The organism is Mycobacterium sp. 852014-52144_SCH5372336 (genome assembly GCF_001665615.1).
GTDB lineage: Bacteria > Actinomycetota > Actinomycetes > Mycobacteriales > Mycobacteriaceae > Mycobacterium > Mycobacterium neumannii_A.
In genome coordinates, this window is the sequence record NZ_LZSW01000051.1 from 1 (window position 1) to 16,135 (window position 16,135).

Genomic DNA, 16,135 nt, shown 5'->3' on the forward strand with positions numbered 1-16,135 from the left:
TGCCGCTGCGGGGTGAACGCGATCCCGTGCGTCTGGGCCACCGCCTGCTGCAGCCCCACCACCGGATTGCCACCCCCATGCACCACCGCCGCAGGCGCCACGGCCGCGGCGGCGTGCTGCAGTTGAGCTGCGGACGCGTTCTGCACGCCGGCACCGCACATGGCCCGTTCTGGATCGTCGACGAAGGCCTGAGCCGAGACCTCGTCACGGAACAGGTTCAGAATCCAGTCGATTACGTTCATCTCAGTGGTCCTTTCGGATGTCCGGTCGCCGACCTCCGGCGAACTGATGCGAACGTTACGAATCCGCGGATATCCCGAAAACGGGCCGAAGCCCCCTCGCTGCGGTGAACGGATGCAGGGTCAACCCAGACCCCTATTAGGGGATTAGGGGCGGTTCTCTGTGAGCAGTTCGCGGTCGCCGAACGGCGACGAGCGTGCGCAAGCTGTTGAATTTCAGCGGCGTGGCGTATGCAGACACGCGCGCTCGCGGAAACCAGAGTGCGCGCTAGCGGGAGGCCTTCTTGCGTTCGATGTCGGCAAGGGCCGCGGCCAGTTCCGCGCGCTGCGCCGCCGATGTTTCCCATGCGAGTTGGCGGTTCTTGACCACTTTCGCGGGCGCACCGACGGCGATCGAGAAGTCGGGCACGTCGCCGCGCACGACCGCGTGCGATCCGAGCACGCAACCACGCCCGATCGTGGTGTTGCGCAACACCGTGACCTTGACACCCACCCACGTGTCTGGCCCGATTCGCACCGGCCCCTTGACGATTCCCTGGTCCTTGATCGGCACGTTGATGTCGTCCATACGATGGTCGAAATCGCAGATGTAGCACCAGTCGGCCATCAGCACCGAATCACCCAATTCGATGTCGAGGTAGGTGTTGATGACGTTGTCGCGGCCGAGCACCACTTTGTCGCCGAACCGCAGCGAGCCCTCGTGGCAGCGGATCGTGTTCTTGTCGCCGATGTGCACCCAGCGACCGATCTCCATCATCGACAACTCCGGCGTCGCCTCGATCTCGACGCCCTTACCGAGGAAGACCATCCCGCGGGTGATGATGTGCGGATTGCGCAGCTTGAACTTCAGCAATCTCCAGTACCGCACCAGATACCACGGGGTGTAGGCGCGGTTGGCCAGCACCCATTTCAGCGATGCCAAGGTCAGGAACTTCGCCTGCCTCGGGTCACGCAGTCGCGACCCTCGCCACCGCTTGTGCAGCGGCGCGCCCCACATGGTCGTCATGGCCGGAAAGCCTACGCGAGCGTCCGAATCGGCAACGGTTACCCTCACGTGGACCGATGACGAGGAACGGGAAGGATCGAGTGATCCGGCGATTGACCGTGCTGGCAGTGTCGTTACTGACAGCGCTGATCACGGCCACACTGGCGGGCTGCCAGGACACCACCTCCTGGGTCGAGGCCAAGGCCGCTGACGGCTGGGCCGCCCAATACAGCGATGCCGCCAACAGCAGCTACCAACCCGTCGTGGGTGCAGACACGCTGCGCCTGGAATGGATGCGGTCTGTCAAGGGTGATCTCGGCGCCGCGGTGGCACTCGGCACCGGCAGCTATCTGGCCGCCAACGCGCAGACCCCCGACGGATGCTCGCTGATGGTGTGGGAGGCCGACAACAGGGCGCGGCAGCGTTGGTGCACCCGCCTCGTACAGGGCGGCGGCGCGTCGAGCCCGCTGTTCGATGGCTTCGACAATCTCTATATCGGACAGCCCGGCGCCATGCTGTCGTTTCCCCCGACGCAGTGGATCCGCTGGCGTCAACCGGTCATCGGGATGCCGACCACAGCGCGGATCCTGAGCCCGGGGCACCTGCTGGTCGTGACGCACCTGGGTCAGGTGCTGGTTTTCGACGCCCACCGCGGCACGGTCGAAGGCAGCCCGATCGACCTGGTCGCCGGCGTCGACCCCAAGGACTCCGAGCGCGGCCTCGCCGACTGCCGGCCGGCCCGCCCGCGCTGCCCGGTGGCCGCCGCGCCGGCGTTCGCCTCTGCCACCGGGACCGTCGTCCTCTCGTTGTGGGAACCAGGTGCCGACGCCCCCATCCTCGTGGGCCTGCGCTACCGGCCCGGGCAGTCGCCGTTTCTGACCCGCGAGTGGACCAGCGACGCCGTCGGCGACGGACCCCTTGCCAGTCCGGTGTTTTCGGCCGACGGATCGACCGTCTACGTCAACGGACGCGACGACCGGCTATGGGCGCTCAACGCCGCCGACGGCAAGGCAAAGTGGTCGGTGCCGCTCGACTACCTCGCCCAGACCCCGCCCTCCGTGTCACCCGACGGGCTGATCGTCGCCGGCGGCGGGCCCGGGGCGAAGTTGACCGGCATCAAGGACGCAGGCGACCGCGGCGAGGTGCAGTGGACCCGCGACGACGTCACGCCGCTGTCGACCTCGAGCCGATCCGGCGCCGATCTCGCCTACACCGTCGTCCGCGACGGCGACGGGGAGGACGCCGGACAGGCGCTGCTGGTCTTCGATCCCGCCGACGGGCGCACCCTCAACAGCTATCCGCTGCCCAGGGCGACGGGTTGGCCGGTCGGCGTCTCCATCGGAAAGGACCGCCGCGTGGTCACCGCCACCAGCGACGGCATGGTGTACGGCTTCGCACCGGCGTAGTGCACGGCACCGGCCGCGTATCGAGTTTGTCACCGCAACGAAACACATAGAGGCCGCGGGCATGCCAGCATGCCACCGTGCGCGTGTGACCCCCGCGAGGCGCGTGCGGACGCACCCGAGCTAAGGAGACGTATTGTCCGAGTTCCTCGACGCAGTCAACGGTTACGTGTGGAGCGACGCGCTGGTCTATCTGTGCCTGGCCGCAGGTGTGTACTTCTCTATTCGCTCCCGGTTCGTGCAGGTACGCCAGGTACGCGAGATGGTCCGGCTGATGCTCAAGGGCGAGAAGTCGCCGTCGGGGGTGTCGTCGTTCCAGGCGTTGACGATGTCGCTGGCCGGGCGGGTCGGCACGGGCAACATCGCCGGCGTCGCGACCGCGATCGCCTTCGGCGGCCCCGGCGCGCTGTTCTGGATGTGGGCGGTGGCGTTTCTCGGCGCATCGACGTCGTTCGTGGAGTGCACGCTCGGCCAGATCTACAAGACCCGCGACCCGCTGACCGGTGAGTACCGCGGCGGGCCCGCGTACTACCTGAGCCGCGCGCTGGCCCACACCCGCGCCGCCGGCGTCTTCAAAGTCTATGGACTGATCTTCGCAGCGGTCACGGTGCTGGCATGCGGGCTGCTCCTGCCCAGTGTGCAGTCCAACTCGATGGCCTCTGCGATGGAATCGGCGTGGGGCTTCGACAAGTGGTGGGTGGCCGTCAGCACCGTCATCGTGCTCGCGTTCGTCATCATCGGCGGCGTCAAGCGCATCGCGGCGTTCGCCTCGATCGTCGTACCGTTCATGGCCGTCGTCTACATCCTGCTGGCACTGATCGTCGTCCTCCTCAACGCCGGACGGATTCCGACGGTGCTGGAGATGATCTTCGCCAGTGCCTTCGGCCTGGATTCCGCGTTCGGCGCGATCATCGGCGCGGCGGTGATGTGGGGCGTCAAACGCGGCATCTACTCCAACGAAGCCGGCCAGGGCACCGGCCCGCACGCGGCGGCCGCCGCGGAGGTGTCGCATCCAGCCAAGCAGGGTCTGGTGCAGGCGTTCGCGGTCTACGTCGACACCCTGTTCATCTGCTCGGCCACCGGGTTCCTGATCCTGTCGACCGGCGCGTACCGCGTGTTCGAGGGTGAGAGCGCGACCGGCGCGGTGCTCGCCGACGGCGGCCGGCTTCCCGACGATGTCGAGGTCGGTCCCGCCTTCGCCCAGATCGGGTTCGACACCCTCTGGAACGGCGCCGGTTCGACCTTCATCGCGGTCTCGCTGGCGTTCTTCTGCTTCACCACAATCATCGCGTACTACTACATGGCCGAGACGAACCTTCGATTCCTGCTCGGCCGGGCGTCGACGACACCGGTGCCGCTGATCCGCGGCACCGTGGGCTCGAACGCGACCATGGTGCTGCAGGCGCTGATCCTGGTCTCGGTGGTCCTCGGCGCGGTGTCGACGGCGACCGAGGCGTGGGTGCTCGGCGACATCGGCGTCGGGTTGATGGCCTGGTTGAACATCGTCGGCATCCTGATCCTCCAGCAACCGGCCTACCGGGCGCTGTGGGACTACGAGGAGCAGAAGAGGGCCGGGCTGGACCCGGTGTTCGACCCGCACGCGCTCGACATCGTCGGCGCGTCGTTCTGGGAGAACTACGACCCGCTCTCCGGGAACAAGCGCGAATCGGTGCGGACTTGAGCCTTACAGCGCGAGCATCGGCGCCACCGCCGCGCGCGGTACCGTCGCCTGAACCGGGCCTGCCGATTCGGGGAACAGTCCGCCCTGGCTGAAGAAGAAGATCAGCGAGTCGTCGGTCAGCGCGAAGTTCTGGTAGTTCGCGGGATCGGTGCCTTGGCCCGGCGGAACCGGGGCCATGAGTCCCTGCCTCTCCAGGTATCGATCGACCTCGCGGTAGATCACGTCCATGGGCTCGGAGCCCGGCCTGAACAGGGTGTCGAAGGTGATCGGCGCATTCGTGGCGAGGTTCCAGTTGAACGACTGGTAGAAGGTCTGCGGGCGCACCCCGCCGACGTTCTGCCAGACGCTGAACACCACGCTGCGGGTGCCGGTGGTCGGCGGCCCCGATCGGTAGCCGGTGCCTTCGGCGTCGAGTTCGTACCGCATTCCGTCCGCACCCGGGTTCTCGGCGACGTTGACGAAGCCGTCGCGCGCCTGCGTCAGGTAGGCCACCAGCGGCGCCTGGTCGGGATAGTCGTTGGGGAAACTCAATTCGTAGGTGTAGTTCGGTTTTTCGACGTTCACCCGGCATATCTGATCCGGCCCCACCGTGCCCTGCAGGTCAGCGCACCCCGGCTGGGCGGCGGCCGCGGGGATCGCGACGGTGCCGGCGACGGCGGCCACCGCAACCAGAGCGGTCCACCTGAAATTGCGCATCGACGTCCTCGCAGCCGGCGCCGGTCCGGATACCGGCGCATCTCCGCAAGGATACGTGGACGCTCAGCGCGACGGACGACAAATGAATGCCGTTGCCCGGCTTGCGCCTCCGGTGCCGATGCGGGTGATCACTACCGAAGCTTGCTGTGAGCCGCGCAGGCGAAGCCGCGGCCGCAGCGTGTCGGGCTCGACGTCGACGCCGCGCACCAAGATCTCGACTGCGCCGACCTCGCGCGCCGAAAGGGCCTGCCGCAATCGCCGTTCGCTGAAGGCGACTTCGTCGAGCACCTCGAAGCCGCGTACAGCGGGCGGGAGTTGGTCGCCCGACAGGTAAGCGATGTCGGGGTCGAGCTGCCACAGTCCGTGCCGTGCCGCGTAGCGGCGGACCAGCCCTGCGCGCACGATGGCACCATCCGGGTCGACGATCCACTTCCCCGCGGGTGCCACCGCGCAGTCGTCGGGTTCGTCGTCGGTGACCTGTTCGCCGGTGTCCAACAACGAGGCTCGACGCCTGACCCCACCCTCGGTGAGCCCGGCTGACCACAGGCACGCTTCGCGCACGCTGCCCGCCAGCGACGTCACCTCGATCTCACCGTCGAAACCCAACCGCCTCACGGCGTCGAAATCGATTCCGGGAGCACACTTCACGACGGTGTTGTGTTGGCGGTAGACATCGAGCAGTTCGTCGAGCGGGGGCGCGTAGTCATGCGGGTCGAACCGGCGACGTCCGGCGCTGCGCCGCGCCGGGTCGAGAACGACGACCGTGCCGTGCGTGATGGGCCGAAGGGCATCGGCGCGGCAGAGGTCCACACCGTAGACGTTGTTGCGCGCCATCGCCAGGCGCACCGGATCGATATCGCTGCCGATGACGAGGTCTGCCGATTCGCGGAGCGCGGCCAGCTCGGTGCCGATCGAGCACGTCGCGTCGTGTACCCGGGTGCCGCTGAGTCGACGGGCGCGGTGCCGGGCGACCGGTTCGGCGGTGGCCTGCTGCAGGGCCTCGTCGGTGAACAACCAACCATCGGGATTGGAGAGTTTGGCCGCCGCCTTGCGGCGCAGCAGCGTGGTCTCGACCAGCACGGCAGCTCGATCACCGAAACGCTTACGCGCCGAAGCGATGTCGGCGACGAGCGTGTTACCGGCCAACCGCAGCGTGGCGATTTCCCGCAGCGCGTCGATACCCGCCGGGCTGCGCAGATAGTCGACGTCCTCGACGCCGAACGCCACCGTCACGCGGCTGGCTTGACCCCTGTGATCATGACGTTGTAGTACCAGGACTTCGGCACCACGCGGCTCCAGAGGTTGGCGTCGACCCAGCTCAACGCGATCCAGCTGTGGAACGCGAATTTCGCGTAGCCCCAACCCAATCGCCCGGGCGGGACCGCGGCCTCGAAGGTGCGCAACGGCCAGCCCAGCATCGCGGCGGTGAACTCGGTGGTGGCGGTCGACACCTCGACGGCGCCGGCGCTGCTTGCCATGCGCTCCAGGTCGCCCGGAGAAAAGGTGTGCAAATCGACGACCGCCTCTAATGCGGCCGCGCGTGAGGACTCGTCGAGTTCGGCTTGTGGCCGACGCCATCCCGAGAGCCCGGGCAGCTTCGTCACGTTGGTCACCGCCCGCCAGGTCAGCGTCGACAGCGGGCGGGCGTAGTTCTCCCCCGCGTTCGTCGGCTCGCCGGCGAAGATGAACCGGCCGCCGGGCTTGAGCACCCGCACCACTTCGCGCAGCGACAGTTCGACGTCGGGGATGTGGTGCAACACGGCGTGGCCGACGACGAGGTCGAAGGTGTCGTCGTCGTACGGGATGCCCTCGGCGTCGGCCACCCGGCCGTCGATCTCGAGGCCGAGGTTCTCGCCGTTGCGGGTGGCGACCTTGACCATGCCCGGGGACAGGTCGGTCACCGAACCGCGCCGTGCCACGCCCGCCTGGATCAGGTTGAGCAGGAAGAACCCGCTGCCACACCCGAGCTCCAGCGCCCGGTCGTAGGGCAGCTTGCGCTGTTCGGCGAACGGGACCGTGGCGTCGAACAGGTCGCGGGCGTAGTCAACGCAGCGCTTGTCGTAGGAGATCGACCACTTCTCGTCGTAGCTCTCGGCTTCCCAGTCGTGGTACAGCACCTGGGCCAGTTTTGAGTCGTGGCGGGCAGCTTCTACCTGCTCGGCGGTGGCGTGCGGGTTCGGCACCGAAGCCGGGGAGCCGGCGACATCGGACACCGGAGCCGGGGAGCCGGCGACATCAGAAACAGTGTCGGTTTCCTCAAAGCTCATAACAGGGCAGCCTAGAGGTCGAACGTCGCCTTGGCCGCAGCCAGTACCTGGGGCGGATGCTCGACGAACCGTTGCGCCCAGGCCAACGCGGCGTCGTAGACGCCGTCGGGCGCGACCATCTGGTCGACGAGGCCCAGCGCGTGGGCCTCCTTGGCGTCGATGAACCGGCCGCTGAAGACCAGCTCCTTGGCCTTGCTGAGGCCGACGGTGCGGACCAGTCGGGCGGTGCCGCCCGCGGGCACCAGGCCGGCCAGGATCTCCGTCACACCGAACTTGACGTTGTCGCCGCAGACCCGCCAGTCGGCCGCCAACGCCAGCGTCAGCCCACCACCCAACGCGTAACCGGTGATCGCGGCGACCGTGGGTTTGGGGATGGCAGCCAGGGCGTCGACGGCCTCGCGGCAGGCCTGGGTGGCGGTGTCGGTTTCCTCGGCGTTGAGGGTGCGCAGTTCGGGCACGTCGTCGCCGGCGGAGAAGATCTCGTGGCCGCCGTACACGATCACCGAATGGATGTCGTCGCGGTCGCCGATGCTTCGCGCGGCGGAGGTCAGCTCGCGGTAGACCTGACGGGTCAGGGCGTTGGTCGGCGGGCGCGACAGCAGCAACGTGGCGATGCCGGGCCGCTCATCGCTGGTGTGGACCGAGACGAACTCGCTCATGCCTGGCGCGCGTCGGATCCGTAGCCCTCGGGGCTGCGGCGGTTGCGGGCGGCGTTGTACCGGTCGCTGTCGAAGAACTCGATCTCCCAGTTGCCGGTGTCCTTGTTCGCCGCGAGATGCGGTGTGACGGAGACGATCTGACGTTCCACGGCAAGCACTTCGTCGACGGTGTGGCCGGCGAGCGAGTCCAGCTGGGTCCATGTCGGCGGCAGCAAAAACGTCCGGCCTGCGGCGAAATCGTCGAGCGCTTGCTGCGGGGTGATCCAGTCGGCCGTGTCGGTCTCGGTGTTGTCGCCGTCGGCGCGTTGGCCCTCCGGCAGGGCGCCGACGAAAAAGTAGGTGTCGTAACGGCGGGTGCGTTCTTCCTTCGGCGTCACCCAATTGGCCCACGGCCGAAGCAGATCGGCGCGCAGCACTAGCTTCTCGCGGTGCAGGAAGTCGGCGAACGACAGCGACCGGTTGACCAGCGCGGCGCGTGCTTCGTGGTAGACCGAGGCGTCATCGACCAGGACGTCGGGATCGTCGGCGGCCCCGGCGAACAACACCCCGGACTCCTCGAACGTCTCGCGCGCCGCCGCGCACACCAGCGCCTGCGCCAGGTTCGGCTCCACGTTCAAACGCTCTGCCCACCAGTCGGGTTCGGGACCGAACCAGTCGATGTCGGCGTTGCGGTCGCGGTCGTCGACACCGCCGCCGGGGAACACCATCACGCCGGCGACGAAGTCCATCGCCGAGTGCCGTCGCATCAGGAAAACTTCAACTCCTCGGGCGAGCCCATCCCGTTGGTCGCGGATCAGCATCACGGTCGAGGCGGGCCTCGGCGTCAGTGGTTCCTCGGTCATGCTCGTCTCCTGTGCGCGGCCCGGCTCCTGGCACGACGCGCGAAGTACCGCCCGTCGACGACCTCGAGCGTGATCGCCTGGCCGAAAGCTCTGGAAAGGTTCTCGGCGGTAAGCACGTCGGGCAGCAGCCCGGAGTCGACCACCTTGCCCTCCGACAAGATCAGTCCGTGTGAGAAACCGCGCGGAATCTCCTCGACGTGGTGGGTCACCAGAACCATCGCCGGGGCATCCGCGTCCGCGGCCAGATCCTCGAGCCGGGCCAGAAGTTCCTCGCGTCCACCGAGGTCCAGTCCGGCGGCGGGCTCGTCGAGCAGTAGCAGTTCGGGGTCGGTCATCATCGACCGCGCGATCAGCACGCGCTTGCGTTCGCCTTCGGACAGAGTGCCGTACGTGCGCATTGCCAGGTGTTCGGCGCCGACGCTTTCAAGCATGTCGATCGCCTGCTCGTAGTCGACGTCGTCGTAAGCCTCGCGCCAGCGGCCCAGCACCGCGTAGCCGGCCGAGACCACCAGGTCGCGTACCACCTCGCCGTCGGGCACCCGCTGCGACAACGCCGAACTACTCAGCCCAACCCGCGAGCGCAGTTCGGACATGTCGGTTCGGCCGAGTCGCTCACCGAGCACGTACGCCGTCCCCGACGACGGGTACTCCAGCGCCGCCGCGATGCGCAGCAGCGAGGTCTTACCCGCACCGTTGGGGCCGATGACCACCCAGCGCTCGTCGAGTTCAACCGCCCACGTGATGGGGCCGATCAGGGTCTGACCCCCGCGCCGCAACGACACCTTGGCGAAGTCGATCAGCACATCGGGGTCGGCTGGATCTCCTTCGGTGGTGGGCACTCGCCCATCGTAGTCAGGCGACTTGGGCGTGATTTCGTTCGCCCAGTGGCTGTTGCGAAATGCCGATGGATGTCCTTTGTGTTGGCCGGTGAGCACGAAACGATGAGGTATGGCTCGTTCGTATCGTCCGGTGGTGCGCGATCAGGAGTTTTTGCTGCCACCGAATATGGCTGACTGGCTGGCAGCTGATCACCTGGTGTGGTTCGTCCTTGATGTGGTCGAACAGCTGGATACCTCGGCGTTGCATGCGGCCCGCCGCACCGGCGGTGTTGGGCAGGCTGGCTATGACCCAGACATGTTGTTGGCGTTGATGATTTATGCCTACGCGACGGGTCAGCGGTCATCGCGACAGATTGAACGCCTGTGCCTAGATCACGTCGCTTACCGGGTGGTGTGCGCTCAGGACCCGCCGGATCACACCACGATCGCCCGGTTCCGCGCGGCTCATGACGAGGTATTCACCGATGTGTTCGCCCAGGTGCTGCGCTTGTGTGCCCAAGCCGGGATGGTCCGGGCCGGGGTGATCGCCATCGATGGCACCAAGATCGCAGCCAACGCCTCAAGATCAGCGAATCGTTCCCAACAATGGGTTGCCGAGCAGGCCCGCCGCATCGCCGAGGATGTGGTCGCCCAAGCCGCTGCCGTTGATGCCGATGAGGACGCCGCCGAAGCTGGCGCCGGTTCCCAGCAGCGTCTGCCAGCCGAGCTGGGCACGGCGGCGGGGCGCAAGGCTGCGATCAAGAAGGCGATGGAGGAGATCGCGCGTCAAGATGGCGCCCATGCCGAGGCCGACGCCGCCGATGCTGCTGGCCAAGAGCAGTACCTGCAGCGCTTGGAGTCAGGTGAGGTCGTGTCCGGTCGAGCGCCGGCCGGGGTGGACCAGATCCGCATGTATCGGGCCAGAATCGCCCGCGAACAGCAGCGTCTGGCCCCGCTGCTGAACGTGCGGGGGACCGCCCCAGCACACCAGCGTGCCGCAATTCGCAGGAACATCAGAAAAGCCCAGGCCGGTTTGCGCCGAGCCGTGCACCAGCAGGCGGCCGGGATGGTCGACCAGCGGGGTGGAGCCGCACGCAGACGAGCTCGGCGCGGCCCAGCGGGCGGGCCGCTGATCAATCTGACCGATCCGCAGGCCAGGTTGATGGTTGAGGGCTCCGGCGGCGGATCGGTCCAGGGCTACAACAGTCAGATCGTGTGCTCTGATGACCACCTCGTGATCGGGGTGCACGTGTCCCAAGAAGCCAACGATCTGCACTGCTGGGCACCAGCTTTGGCCGCGGCCATGAGCCAGATGAATGCCTTGAACAAGACGATCGAGTTGGTGCTGGCCGACAACGGCTACTTCACCGAAGACAACCTCGCTAGCCCCGGGCCCGAGCGGCTCATCGCCCCCGGATCAGGCCGAGCCGTTCACCACGACGCCAAACACCACCCCACCCACGATGCGTCACCACCGTGTCTCTCACCACGCGAGGCGATGCGCCACACACTGCGCAATCCCGAACAGGCACAGCGATACAAACGCCGTTCAGCGACAGTCGAACCCGTCATCGGACACCTCAAAGACCGCATCGGCCTACGCCGCTACGCCCGACGCGGACTCGCAGCCGTCACCGCCGAACTTCACCTGGCCGCTGCAGCACTCAACCTCACCCGACTCCACACAGCCACCGCATAGACCGGGGCCACACCACCAACCTGTACCACCAACCTGTCACCGCCCACCGGCAACCAACCACAAATCGCAACAGCCACCCAGCGATCGTTTTCACGCACAAATCGCTCACGCGCCTGCGGCGAGCCTCGGCGACAGAAGTTGTCGCGCGCCTGCGGCGAGCCTCGGCGACGGAAGTTGTCGCGCGCCTGCGGCAAGCCTCGGCGACGGAAGCCCACCCGCTCGCCGCCACCACCCTCTCCGGCGTGACCCTCAAGAAGAACTGCACCAGCGGGCCGATCCCGAATGCGTAGAGGACGGTCCCGACGCCGACCGTTCCGCCGAGTAGCCAGCCGACCGCCAACACCGTCGCCTCGATCGAGGTGCGGACAAAGCGCACCGACAACCCGGTGCGCTCGACCAGGCCGGTCATCAGCCCGTCGCGCGGCCCCGGTCCGAGGCCGGCGCCGACGTAGAGGACGGTGCTGACCGCGTTGAGCACCACCGCGCCCACCATCATCGCAATCCGCACCGGCAGCGACGTGGGCGTCGGCAGCAGCCACAGCGCGGCGTCGACCGTGATCGCGATGACGACGACGTTCGCCACGGTGCCCACACCGGGCCGGTTACGCAGCGGAATCCACGCCAGCAGCACGACCACGCCCACGACCGCCGAAGCCACGCCGATCGTCATCCCGGTGTGCCGGGCCAGCCCCTGATGGAAGACGTCCCAGGGGTCCAGTCCTAGCTCGGCGCGCACCATGACCGCCATCGAGAAGCCGTAGCCGGTCAAGCCGACGAGAAGGACCAGGCCGCGAACGACCTCTCTACGCATGGTGGGGGAAGCGCGCCTTGATGAGTTCGAGTTCGCGGGCCATGCGTTCGACGTCGCGGTCGTCATAGTCAGCGCGCGCGACGGGCTGCTGCCACGCCAGGGTCGCGGCGAGGCGGCGACTCAAGCGAGGTATCCAGTTTAAGCTCATAACCTCCATCGTCGGTTCCAACTGGCTTGCCTTTCAATAGCCAGTTGGTCAATACTGGCCTGTGATGACACTTGAAATGCCCGCCCGAACGCTCAATGTGGATCTTCTGGCCCGCGAATTGGGTAACTGGCGGACGTCCAGTCGGAGTGGACCCGCTTACCGGGGTCTGGCCGACGCCCTTCGTCTGCTGATCATCGACGGACGCGTCCCCGTCGGCGCACGGGTGCCCAGCGAGCGCGCACTCGCCGACACGCTGCGGGTGTCACGCACCACGGTCACCGCCGCTTACACCCAGCTGCAGGAGGACGGATATCTCGTCGCGCGCCGCGGCGCCCGCAGCACCACCGCGTTACCCGTCGCACCTGCAGCGCGCGTCGAGCCCGCCGCGCCGTCGGTGAGCCTAGCCGCGGCAGCGTTGTCAGCTCCGGCCGCCGCGGTGATGGAGGCCTTCACAGAGGCGACCCGCGACGTCACGCCCTATCTGCACGCGCCGGGACACGAACTCGTCGGCGTTCCCGCGCTGCGACAGGCGATCGCCGAAAGGTACTGCGAGCGTGGGCTTCCCACAGAGCCGGACGAGATCATGGTGACCACCGGGGCGCTACACGCCATCGGCCTGATCCTGACGACATATGTTCAGCCCGGTGACCGCGTACTCGTCGAGCAACCGACGTACCACGGCGCGCTGTCCTCGATCGCAACCGCAGGCGCCCGCCCCGTCCCGGTCGCGATGACCGAAACCGGCTGGGATTTCGACGCGCTTCAAAACGCGCTGCACCAGATGTCGCCGACGCTGGCGTATCTGATCCCCGACAACCAGAACCCGACGGGTATGACGATGCCCGCCGCGGAACGAAAACGGCTGGCGCGCCTCATCGCCGAGACCCGCACCCGCACCGTCATCGACGAGACAATTCTCGACATGTGGCTCGACGAGCCCGCGCCCGGCCCGGCTGCGGGTGAGATGACGTCGCGGCGCGATCTGGTGCTGACGGTCGGCTCGATGTCGAAGTCGTTCTGGGGTGGGCTGCGGGTCGGCTGGATCCGTGCGGAGCGCGCCACCATCGCCACCATCGCCGCGCTGCGACCGTCGATCGACATGGGCACGGCCGTGCTCGAACAGTACGCTGCGGCAAGGCTTCTCGCCCGGCACGAGGAGTTGCTGCCGGAGCGGCGCGAGATCTTGCGCAGCCGTCGCGCATATTTGCAGTCGCTGCTGAGTCAGCACCTGCCCGACTGGGAGCCCGGCCCGGGCGCCGGCGGTATGTCGTTGTGGGTGCGGCTGCCTGCCCCGATGAGTACCGCGTTGTCGGCGGCGGCCTCCCGGCTGGGCCTCGACCTGCCCGCGGGCCCGCGGTTCGGGGTGGACGGCACCCTCGAGCGGTTCGTCCGCGTGCCGTACGCGCTACCCGAGGAGCAGTTGGGTGAGGCGGTGGAACTGCTGGCGCGGGCGTGGCGCAGCGTCACCGGGCTGTCGGCGCCGGAGTCGACGACCGTCGTCGTCTAGCGACGCTCCGCGTGGGCCCACACGCAGTCCGTGAGCGACCGTGTTTGTCCCGCGACACACCGCATTCTCTCGTACAAATGCGGTCGCTCGCGCCCCACGAAAGGCCTTGCTCAGTCGGGGATCTCGACGCGGCGCACCACACCGTCGACGGCATCGGCGGCCTCGATCTCACCGCGCGTGACACCGAGAATGAACAGCACAGTGTCCAGGTACGGCTGACTCAACGACGCGTCGGCGACCTCCCGCAGCGCCGGTTTGGCGTTGAACGCCACACCCAGACCCGCGGCGGCGAGCATGTCGATGTCGTTGGCACCGTCGCCGACGGCCACCGTCTGCTCCATCGGCACACCGGCTTGCTGCGCGAAATCCCTGAGCGCCTTGGCTTTTCCGGCCCGGTCGATGACGGGGCCGATCACCCGGCCGGTCAATTTGCCGTCGACGATCTCGAGTTCGTTCGCGGCGACGAAATCCATCATCAGCTCATGGGCCAGCGGTTCGATGACCTGACGAAAGCCGCCGGACACGATGCCGCAGTGGTATCCCAGCCGCCGGAGCGTGCGCAGCGTGGTACGGGCACCGGGCGTCAACTCGATCTGGTCGGCGACGTCGTCGAGCACGGACGCGGGCAGGCCGGCCAGTGTCGCCACGCGCCGGTGCAGGGATTCGGCGAAGTCGAGTTCGCCGCGCATGGCGGCCTCGGTGACCTCGGCGACCGCGGCCTCGGCGCCCACCTTGGCCGCCAGCATTTCGATCACCTCACCCTGAATCAGGGTCGAGTCGACGTCGAAAACGATGAGCCGCTTGGCTCGTCGCGTCAGGCTGAAGTCCTCGAGCGCGACGTCGATCTCCTGGGCGACCGCCACGCGCGCCAGCGCCTGCTGCAGTTCGTCGTAGACCGCGCGCGACGGCACCGAGACCCGCAGCTCCAATCCCGTGACGGGGTAATCCGATATGCCACCGATCGTGTCGATGTTGACCTCGAGCCGCGCGAGTTCGCGGGCCACGACCCCGAACTCCTCGGCGGTGATCGGACGACCGAGGACGACGATCGTGTGCGTCGACGGTTCCCGCATGATGGGCTCGCCGTCGCTGCGTTCGATCGTGACGTCCAGGCCCACTTCGTGGATCGCCGCCGTCACGGCATCACGAAGCTCGGCGCTTCCCGCGACGTCCGCCGATCCCGCGACGAGCACACCCAAGGTCAGCCGGCCGCGGATCACGACCTGTTCGACGTTGAGCAGCTCGACCCGGTGACGCGACAGCACCTCGAACAACGCCGAGGTGACGCCCGGTTGGTCGCGGCCGGTGACCGTGATCAGCAGCGATGCGCGTTCGCGTGATTTACCGGTCATGCCGCAATCGTGTCAGGTACGGACGTTCGCGTCGTCCAGCCGGGTCACATCGCCGTCCGCGGGCCCATGGCTGCGTCCGACGTGTGCCTCCGCGCGCATCCGCTCCACCATGTGCGGGTAGTGCAGCTCGAACGCCGGCCGCTCCGAACGGATTCGGGGCAGCTCGGTGAAGTTGTGCCGCGGTGGCGGGCATGAGGTCGCCCACTCCAGCGAGTTGCCGTAGCCCCACGGATCGTCGACGGTCACCGGCTCGCCGTAGCGCCAGCTCTTGAAGATGTTCCACACGAACGGCAGCGTCGAGATGCCCAGGATGAAGGCGCCGATGGTTGACACGACGTTGAGCGTGGTGAACCCGTCGGTCGGCAGGTAGTCCGCGTACCGGCGCGGCATGCCCTCGTCGCCCACCCAGTGCTGCACCAGGAACGTGACGTGGAACCCGATGAACGTCAGCCAGAAGTGCAGCTTGCCGAGCCGTTCGTCGAGCAAGCGGCCCGTCATCTTCGGGAACCAGAAGTAGATGCCGGCGTAGGTGGCGAACACGATCGTGCCGAACAGCACGTAGTGGAAGTGCGCGATGACGAAGTAGCTGTCGGTGACGTGGAAGTCCAGCGGCGGGCTGGCCAGCAGCACACCCGACAGGCCGCCCAACAGGAACGTCAGCAGGAACCCGATCGAGAACAACATCGGTGACTCGAACGTCAACTGGCCCTTCCACATCGTGCCTATCCAGTTGAAGAACTTGATACCCGTAGGCACGGCGATCAGGAACGTCATGAACGAGAAGAAGGGCAGCAACACCGCACCGGTGGCGTACATGTGGTGTGCCCACACCGCGATAGACAGCGCGGCGATCGCGATGGTCGCGTAGATCAGCGTGGTGTAGCCGAAGATCGGCTTACGGCTGAACACCGGGAAGATCTCGCTGACGATGCCGAAGAACGGCAGCGCGATGATGTACACCTCGGGGTGGCCGAAGTACCAGAACAAGTGCTGATACAGCAGCACACCGCCGTTGGCGGGATCGTAGA

General features: G+C 67.3%; 15 protein-coding genes and 1 pseudogene. 4 read left to right on the forward strand and 12 right to left on the reverse strand.

Annotation, left to right across the window (positions count from 1 at the left end; all coding sequences use genetic code 11):
* Positions 1-242: IniB N-terminal domain-containing protein (locus tag A5759_RS16010; protein WP_197506063.1), on the reverse strand; the 242-nt coding region annotated here is incomplete at its 3' end.
* Between the two features lie 265 nt (positions 243-507).
* Positions 508-1,245, reverse strand: a complete 738-nt coding sequence (locus A5759_RS16015; RefSeq protein ID WP_064419195.1) for an acyltransferase — start codon at positions 1,243-1,245, stop codon at positions 508-510.
* An 80-nt stretch (positions 1,246-1,325) separates the two neighbouring features.
* Here A5759_RS16015 and A5759_RS16020 point away from each other — a divergent pair, with 80 nt between their 5' ends.
* Both A5759_RS16020 and A5759_RS16025 read left to right on the forward strand, forming a co-directional pair.
* A complete protein-coding gene (locus A5759_RS16020) occupies positions 1,326-2,630 on the forward strand; it encodes a PQQ-binding-like beta-propeller repeat protein (RefSeq protein ID WP_064426163.1) in 1,305 nt (434 codons plus the stop codon).
* 133 nt (positions 2,631-2,763) lie between these two features.
* On the forward strand, positions 2,764-4,308 hold the full coding sequence (locus tag A5759_RS16025; protein ID WP_064426164.1) for a sodium:alanine symporter family protein: 1,545 nt from the start codon (positions 2,764-2,766) through the stop codon (positions 4,306-4,308).
* A gap of 3 nt (positions 4,309-4,311) precedes the next feature.
* On the opposite strand, the gene A5759_RS16030 is transcribed toward A5759_RS16025, so the two are convergent.
* From A5759_RS16030 to A5759_RS16055, 6 genes are all read right to left on the reverse strand, one after another.
* Positions 4,312-5,004, reverse strand: coding sequence for an esterase (locus A5759_RS16030; RefSeq protein ID WP_064398487.1), 693 nt, complete (start codon positions 5,002-5,004; stop codon positions 4,312-4,314).
* Positions 5,005-5,067: 63 nt separating this feature from the next.
* Positions 5,068-6,237, reverse strand: coding sequence for a class I SAM-dependent methyltransferase (locus tag A5759_RS16035; RefSeq protein WP_369816216.1), 1,170 nt, complete (start codon positions 6,235-6,237; stop codon positions 5,068-5,070).
* Complete coding sequence (locus A5759_RS16040; RefSeq protein WP_231984662.1) at positions 6,234-7,271, reverse strand: class I SAM-dependent methyltransferase; 1,038 nt, start codon at positions 7,269-7,271, stop codon at positions 6,234-6,236. The genes A5759_RS16035 and A5759_RS16040 overlap by 4 nt, the downstream gene beginning before the upstream one ends.
* 11 nt (positions 7,272-7,282) lie before the next feature.
* Positions 7,283-7,930, reverse strand: a complete 648-nt coding sequence (locus A5759_RS16045; protein ID WP_064398486.1) for an enoyl-CoA hydratase — start codon at positions 7,928-7,930, stop codon at positions 7,283-7,285.
* On the reverse strand, positions 7,927-8,772 hold the full coding sequence (locus tag A5759_RS16050; protein WP_068199396.1) for an NUDIX hydrolase: 846 nt from the start codon (positions 8,770-8,772) through the stop codon (positions 7,927-7,929). Before A5759_RS16050 ends, A5759_RS16045 begins: the two co-directional genes overlap by 4 nt.
* On the reverse strand, positions 8,769-9,644 hold the full coding sequence (locus A5759_RS16055) for an ABC transporter ATP-binding protein (protein ID WP_369816217.1): 876 nt from the start codon (positions 9,642-9,644) through the stop codon (positions 8,769-8,771). The genes A5759_RS16050 and A5759_RS16055 overlap by 4 nt, the downstream gene beginning before the upstream one ends.
* A gap of 76 nt (positions 9,645-9,720) precedes the next feature.
* On the opposite strand from A5759_RS16055, the gene A5759_RS16060 reads away from it, so the two are divergent.
* Positions 9,721-11,289, forward strand: coding sequence for a transposase (locus tag A5759_RS16060; RefSeq protein WP_231984663.1), 1,569 nt, complete (start codon positions 9,721-9,723; stop codon positions 11,287-11,289).
* A gap of 187 nt (positions 11,290-11,476) precedes the next feature.
* Here A5759_RS16060 and A5759_RS16065 read toward each other — a convergent pair.
* Positions 11,477-12,100: pseudogene (locus A5759_RS16065) on the reverse strand (YitT family protein); the annotation flags it as partial.
* The gene (locus tag A5759_RS26140) at positions 12,093-12,248 is read right to left on the reverse strand and encodes a hypothetical protein (protein ID WP_165595803.1); all 156 of its coding nucleotides are present in this window, start codon (positions 12,246-12,248) and stop codon (positions 12,093-12,095) included. The pseudogene A5759_RS16065 and the gene A5759_RS26140, both read right to left, overlap by 8 nt.
* A gap of 64 nt (positions 12,249-12,312) precedes the next feature.
* Here A5759_RS26140 and A5759_RS16070 point away from each other — a divergent pair, with 64 nt between their 5' ends.
* A complete protein-coding gene (locus A5759_RS16070) occupies positions 12,313-13,755 on the forward strand; it encodes a PLP-dependent aminotransferase family protein (RefSeq protein WP_068199400.1) in 1,443 nt (480 codons plus the stop codon).
* Between the two features lie 110 nt (positions 13,756-13,865).
* On the opposite strand, the gene serB is transcribed toward A5759_RS16070, so the two are convergent.
* Both serB and A5759_RS16080 read right to left on the reverse strand, forming a co-directional pair.
* Positions 13,866-15,107 carry a phosphoserine phosphatase SerB gene (gene serB, locus A5759_RS16075; RefSeq protein WP_068199401.1) on the reverse strand — a complete coding sequence of 414 codons (1,242 nt, stop codon included), beginning with the start codon at positions 15,105-15,107 and terminating at the stop codon, positions 13,866-13,868.
* 12 nt (positions 15,108-15,119) lie between these two features.
* The coding region (locus A5759_RS16080; RefSeq protein WP_197506065.1) for a cbb3-type cytochrome c oxidase subunit I at positions 15,120-16,135 on the reverse strand (1,016 nt) is incomplete at its 5' end.

Bases quoted from the DNA above. Each gene is read 5' to 3' on its own strand.
- A5759_RS16040 (WP_231984662.1), bottom strand. From the start codon at position 7,271: ATGAGCTTTGAGGAAACCGACACTGTTTCTGATGTCGCCGGCTCCCCG.
- A5759_RS16015 (WP_064419195.1), bottom strand. From the start codon at position 1,245: ATGACGACCATGTGGGGCGCGCCGCTGCACAAGCGGTGGCGAGGGTCG.
- A5759_RS16030 (WP_064398487.1), bottom strand. From the start codon at position 5,004: ATGCGCAATTTCAGGTGGACCGCTCTGGTTGCGGTGGCCGCCGTCGCC.
- A5759_RS16050 (WP_068199396.1), bottom strand. From the start codon at position 8,772: ATGACCGAGGAACCACTGACGCCGAGGCCCGCCTCGACCGTGATGCTG.
- A5759_RS16045 (WP_064398486.1), bottom strand. From the start codon at position 7,930: ATGAGCGAGTTCGTCTCGGTCCACACCAGCGATGAGCGGCCCGGCATC.
- A5759_RS26140 (WP_165595803.1), bottom strand. From the start codon at position 12,248: ATGAGCTTAAACTGGATACCTCGCTTGAGTCGCCGCCTCGCCGCGACC.
- serB (WP_068199401.1), bottom strand. From the start codon at position 15,107: ATGACCGGTAAATCACGCGAACGCGCATCGCTGCTGATCACGGTCACC.
- A5759_RS16060 (WP_231984663.1), top strand. From the start codon at position 9,721: ATGGCTCGTTCGTATCGTCCGGTGGTGCGCGATCAGGAGTTTTTGCTG.
- A5759_RS16070 (WP_068199400.1), top strand. From the start codon at position 12,313: ATGACACTTGAAATGCCCGCCCGAACGCTCAATGTGGATCTTCTGGCC.